2 protein-coding genes and 1 pseudogene are annotated in these 1,590 nt (G+C 57.9%); 1 reads left to right on the top strand and 2 read right to left on the bottom strand.

The genetic code is table 11. From position 1 onward, the window contains the following. Nucleotides 1-252: pseudogene (locus VAE48_RS00015) on the top strand (hypothetical protein); the annotation flags it as partial. Nucleotides 253-302: 50 nt separating this feature from the next. Here the strand turns inward: VAE48_RS00015 and pyrH are convergent. Both pyrH and tsf read right to left on the bottom strand, forming a co-directional pair. Next, complete coding sequence (gene pyrH, locus VAE48_RS00010; RefSeq protein ID WP_322791254.1) at nucleotides 303-1,019, bottom strand: UMP kinase; 717 nt, start codon at nucleotides 1,017-1,019, stop codon at nucleotides 303-305. Nucleotides 1,020-1,074: 55 nt separating this feature from the next. Then, nucleotides 1,075-1,590: elongation factor Ts (gene tsf / locus VAE48_RS00005; protein WP_322791253.1), on the bottom strand; the 516-nt coding region annotated here is incomplete at its 5' end.

The raw sequence follows: 1,590 nt of genomic DNA, 5'->3' as shown, positions 1-1,590 counted from the left end.
GAAAACGGCGAACGGGTGCCTTCTGACCTGCGCTACGAAGCCGAAAGCAAGATCAGCGACCTGCGCCAGATCATGAACGGCGAGGATGACCGCCGCATGCGCAGCCTGAGCGAAGAACTGCAGCAGTTGTACGGGCGCATCCTTCAGGCGGCTGCTCCGCAGGCTGCCGGTACAGCAGCCGGTGGAAACGGCCGTCACGGGCAAACCAGCCCGGAAGGCGATGTGGTGGAAGGCGAATTCAAAGAAGCCTGATGCAGGTAACGAAGATCAAAGGGGCTGGCAAATGCCAGCCCCTTGTTTTTTTATCCCTCTACCAGCGTGCCGCGAATTTCACCCAGCAGCGAAAGACGCAGCGCGTCCGGGTCCCACAAATTCAACACCAGAATGGGCAGTTTGTTTTCCATGCACAACGAAATGGCGGTGCTGTCCATCACCTCCAGGCGGCGGTTGAGTGTTTCGATGTAGGTCAGGCGGTCAAACTTGACCGCGTTCGGGTTGCGGTGCGGGTCGCTGTCGTACACGCCGTCCACTTTGGTGGCTTTAATCAGCACATCGGCATCAATTTCACAGGCGCGCAGTGCGGCGGCGGTGTCGGTGGAAAAGTAGGGATTACCGGTGCCGCCGCCAAAAATAACCACCCGCCCCTTTTCCAGATGGCGGATGGCGCGCCGGCGGATGTACGGCTCGGCCACGGCGCGCATCTCAATGGCAGACTGCACCCGCGTAACCACCCCGCAGGATTCCAGCGCGTCCATCAACGCCAGCGCATTCATCACCGTGGCCAGCATGCCCATGTAATCGGCGGTGGCGCGGTCCATGCCCAGATCCAGCCCGGCTTTCCCTCGCCACAGGTTGCCCGCTCCAATCACAATGGCAACATCTACACCCATCTCGCGCACCTCGCGCACACGCAGGGCAATATCGCGGGCTGCTTTTGGGTCAATGCCGCTGCCCTGCGGGCTGGAAAGTGCTTCGCCGCTCAGTTTGAGCAAAATTCGATGATATTTGAGACCGTCCATAATTCTCCAAAAGGTATAAAAAAGCCAACCTTGCCGGTTGGCTTTTTTATCTTGATCAGGCTTCTTCTTGCGTGGTTTCGCCCAGCGCCCAGCGTGCAAAACGCCGGATGATGATGTTTTCACCCGTGGAAACGACCGTTTCGTTCAGCAAATCCTGAACAGTTTTGCTCTCGTCGCGGATGTACTTTTGGCGCAGCAGCACAAATTCATCCTTGAATTTGGTCAACGAACCTTCCACGATGCGCGGGATGATGGCTTCGGGTTTGCCCTCTTCGCGGGCCTTGGCAGTCGCAATGGCGGCTTCCTTGTCCAGCACTTCCTGCGGAATATCCTCTTCGCGAATGTAGAGCGGAGAGGCAGCTGCAATTTGCAGGGCAATTTCGTGAGCGAAATTGCGGAAGACCTCGCTGCGCCCAACAAAATCGGTTTCGCAGTTGACCTCTACCATCACGCATACCCGCCCGTTGCCGTGCGAGTATACATCAATCACGCCTTCCGAAGCAGTCCGGCCGGCGCGTTTGGCGGCGGTGGCCAGACCTTTTTCGCGCAGAATGTCCACTGCTTTGTCAAA

It is taken from the genome of Bellilinea sp. (genome assembly GCF_034432615.1).
Classification (GTDB): Bacteria; Chloroflexota; Anaerolineae; order Anaerolineales; family Anaerolineaceae; genus Bellilinea.
The sequence above is the reverse complement of the archived record's forward strand: the minus strand, read 5'-3'. Positions and strand labels throughout refer to the sequence as shown.

Bases quoted from the DNA above. Each gene is read 5' to 3' on its own strand.
- pyrH (WP_322791254.1), bottom strand. From the start codon at position 1,019: ATGGACGGTCTCAAATATCATCGAATTTTGCTCAAACTGAGCGGCGAA.